This window comes from Moorena sp. (assembly GCF_982860115.1).
Genome location: NZ_CEYLVT010000331.1, coordinates 1 through 4,061 on the forward strand (window position 1 = coordinate 1; position 4,061 = coordinate 4,061).

Sequence of the window (4,061 nt, forward strand, 5' to 3'; positions counted from 1 at the left end):
GGGAGTACCGAAAGGCTATTGATTTCCACCAGCAGAGTTTAACCATTGCACGAAAAATAGAAAATCACAGAGGTGAGGCTGTATCTCTGGGCAATCTCGGCAATGCTTACTATTCCCTGGGGGACTACAAAAAGGCTATTGATTTCCAAAACCAGAGTTTGGCTATTGTACGAAAAATAGGCAATCGCTCAGGTGAGGCTTACTCTCTGGGCAATCTTGGCAATGCTTACAAAAATCTAGGGGACTACAAAAAGGCTATTGATTTCCAAAACCAGAGTTTAACCATTGCAAGAGAAATAGGTGATCGCCAAGGTCAGGCTAACTCTGTGAACAATCTCGGCAATGTTTACTATTCCCTGGGGGAGTACCGAAAGGCTATTGATTTCCAAAACCAGAGTTTGGCTATCAAACGAGAAATAGGCGATCGCTTAGGTAAGGCTTACTCTCTGGGTATTATTGGCAATGCTTACTATTCCCTGGGGGAGTACCGAAAGGCTATTGATTTCCAAAACCAGAGTTTAAGCATTGCAGGAGCAATAGGAGACCAGGACGTAAAAGGTATACTCCTCAATAACTTAGGATTAGCTTTCTTTCAATCAGGTGATCTTGAACAAGCTGAAACCACCCTCACCAAAGCAATGAAGGTTAGGGAATCTTTACGAACAGGCTTGCAGGATACCTATAAAATTCCCCTATCCGAGAAGCACTCTGATACCTATCGCAATTTGCAGCAAGTTTTAATTGCTCGAAATAAAACTGATGCTGCATTGGAAATTGCCGAGAGGGGACGTGCTCGTGCCTTGGTGGAATTACTGACAAAGGAGTTATCCCCAGAACTAGATACTCAACTAAATTACCCTAACCTGAAGAAAATCAAACAGGTTGCCCAGCAACAGAATGCCACACTAGTAGCATACTCTATTATTCCCAGTGATGGAATCTATATTTGGGTGATCCAGCCTACAGGGGAAATTGAATGGCGCTTGGTTAAACTACCTCCAGATACCTCTCTCAAAGACCTGATTAACCAGGGATATAATTGCCTTGGAGACCATGGTCAATGTCGCAGTAGTGACTCTTCCGGGCAACCGTCCCAGGGGGATTGGGTCAAACTCAAGGATGACCAGTTCCCAGACTCCTGGGAAGTGCTTGAAGTTAATGCTCACGAAGGTACTTTACGACTCAAGTTACCAGGGTGGGAAGAAGGGGTAACAATCGAGCGCCCTATTACTGATGTTGTCAAAATTGTCGATTCCCCTAATATTGAGAAACCACGCTTACAACAGCTTCATCAACTACTGATTGAGCCGATTGCAGACTTACTGCCCAAGGATGAGAATGCCCGTGTAGTCTTCATCCCTCACAGAGAACTGTTTGCTGTGCCTTTCCCAGCCCTGCAAGACCGGGAGGAAAAGTACTTAATTGAGAAACACACCATGCTCACTGCTCCCTCCATCGAAGTCTTGGGCTTAACCCATCAGAAACGGAAAAACCTTCCTAAATCAGCCCAAACTGCCCTGGTAGTTGGTAATCCTACCATGCCCAAGGTACCACCAGCTCCTGGAGAAACACCTCAGGAATTATCTCCTCTCAAGGGTGCGGAAAAAGAAGCTAAATACATTGCCTCCCAGTTAAAGGCTCAACCCCTATTGGGAAAAGAAGCTACCGAAGCCATAGTTAAACGTCAGATGCCTAGCGCTAGATATATTCATTTGGCTACCCACGGGTTATTTGATCCCAAGCGTATCCCAGGTATTGGGAGTGCGATCGCCTTGGCTCCTTCAAACGGAGAGGACGGACTACTAACTGCGGAAGAAATCTTTGACATGAAACTCAGTGCAGAACTAGTAGTAGTCAGTGCCTGCGAGACCGGAGTCGGTCACATCAAGAGTGAGGGCGTGATTGGTTTATCTCGGTCCTTAGTTGCAGCGGGTGTTCCCAGTGTCATGGTCTCCTTGTGGTCAATCCCTGATGATAAAACCACAGAATTGATGACCGAGTTTTATCGGAATCTTAACAGCACAGGGGATAAAGCTCAAGCGTTGCGCCAAGCGATGTTGACCATGATTCCGAAGTCAGGTAATCCGAAAGATTGGGCGGCATTTACGTTGATTGGTGAAGCACTTTAGGGGAATCGGGAATCGGGAATCGGGAATCGGGAATCGGGAGTCGGCCATAGGGAATAGGCAATAGGGAAGAAAAAAGAGAGAATTTCGGGATTGGGGAAAAATCCTGTGTATCTACTAATTACGTAAGCATATGCGCTACGCCCACGCTACGCAAACAGCGGTCAGCAGTCAGCAGTCAGCTTAAAAATAAACCTATGCAGGCCTATGGCCACGCTACGGGAACGGGAGAATTGAAAGGGTACATCTGATATTTGTAAAAAAAAAGGGGAGTGGGCGCGGGGCCCGGGTGTGGGGAGTTTGGGAATTATCTTAGAATTTTTGCTTAATTTCAGGCATTTTCGTGAATTATTGTCCACTGTTCCGTGTTCCCAAATCCGCTGTTAACGACTTCTGAAAGACGTCTTGTTTGATTGCAATTAAATTGCAAAAAAGGGTTACTGATTAGTTGCTTGGTTTTGGATAAATTTAAAAATTCATACCACTGCTTTTCATAATTTTCCGATCTAACACTGTTATATAAATAGATGATTTTTTTCAAGCTTCAAACTTACAGTATGCCCAAAGGGATGTGGTTTGATGCCTTCACCAACCTCCCTCAACTAGGTTGGCCTAATTCCTAGGATAAAATACTCCCTCAGGATTGGGCAGATTTATGGCAGGAGCTTGGTTGATAAAAAATTTATTCACAGCCCTTGGTTGATTCTTGTACTGGTAAAAATTAACCAAGTAACGGGGAACTTGTTAACAGAAAAATCCCCCGATTCCTTATTCTATTTTTTTTTGTGTGATCGTCATGAAATTTCCAAAATTTCGATTAATTATCCTGCTGGCTTTGTTAGGTAATTTTTCACCACCTTTACTAGGTAATGTTTCACCCCTATTACCAACTTCTCCAGCATTAGCTCAATCTTCACAAAGCCCTAAACCTCAAAATTACCGATTTTATAATCAACCTCTGAAGCCGTTTCAAGTAAGTCAAGATCGGGAAGCATTGCAGTATTGGCAGACGTTAGTCAGTATTTATCGAGAAATAGGCGACCAGCAAAGTGAGGCTGTATCTCTGAATATTATCGGTATTATTTACACAAACCTAGGGGACTATCCAAAGGCCATTGAAAACTTCGAGCAGAGTTTGGCTATTGCAAGAGACATAGGCGATCGTGAAGGTGAAGCTAACTCTCTGGAAAATCTCGCCAAGGTTTACAAAAACCTGGGGGACGACTCAAAAGCCACTGATTTCCAGCAGGAGAGTTTGGATATCAAACAAGAAATAGGCTTGGAAAGGTAAAATTTACTCTATTGTACTAGCAATATAAGTAGTTCGTAAGCATTAAGCTATCAGCCAAAGGCCAACAGCTGAATGCTTACGTTCAGTCTATCAATTTACAGGATCAAGTTATAGAATGAGTTATTCTCCGTTACAATTACCTGATACCTTGTTGAAAGAAATTCAACGTCTTGCTCAAGAAAATCAAGTTTCTATCGAGCAGTGGTTAGTGAGTGCTGTGACGGAAAAAATTGAAGCTCATAAAGTTGTACAACTATTGCAGAGTTATGCTGAAAAAGCAGATTACAACCATTTTGATGCAATATTAGCATCAGTGCCAGATACAGAACCTATCGCAGGTGATCAGTTGCTATAGAACCCCTAAGTGGATTTATGCGATCGCGTAGCGTGGCCGAAAGGCCAATCGCATAAGCGCGGAAGCTGAGGCCTTTCGGCCAGGCTTTGCGAACGCTTCCGGAGCGTAGCGTGGCCTACGGCCAATCGCTGTTTAGTAGGCATTGCTTAATAATTGAATGATTTTAAGAGTGAGGTAGAATGGGCATCTTGGTGGAACTGGCATCTTGGTAGAACTGGCATCTTGGTAGAACTGGCATCTTGGTAGAACTGGCATCTTGCCAGTTTCATGCTTATTTTTGCGCGGGCAG

The 4,061-nt window shown here is 43.9% G+C and carries 3 protein-coding genes; all 3 read left to right on the forward strand.

Annotation, left to right across the window (positions count from 1 at the left end; translation table 11 throughout):
- On the forward strand, positions 1-2,129 hold a 2,129-nt coding region (locus tag AC4II3_RS30580), incomplete at its 5' end, for a CHAT domain-containing protein (RefSeq protein ID WP_490723001.1).
- 793 nt (positions 2,130-2,922) lie between these two features.
- Positions 2,923-3,417, forward strand: a complete 495-nt coding sequence (locus AC4II3_RS30585) for a tetratricopeptide repeat protein (protein WP_488010428.1) — start codon at positions 2,923-2,925, stop codon at positions 3,415-3,417.
- A gap of 115 nt (positions 3,418-3,532) precedes the next feature.
- On the forward strand, positions 3,533-3,772 hold the full coding sequence (locus tag AC4II3_RS30590; protein WP_488010429.1) for a CopG family transcriptional regulator: 240 nt from the start codon (positions 3,533-3,535) through the stop codon (positions 3,770-3,772).
- The last annotated feature ends 289 nt before the right edge of the window (positions 3,773-4,061 follow it).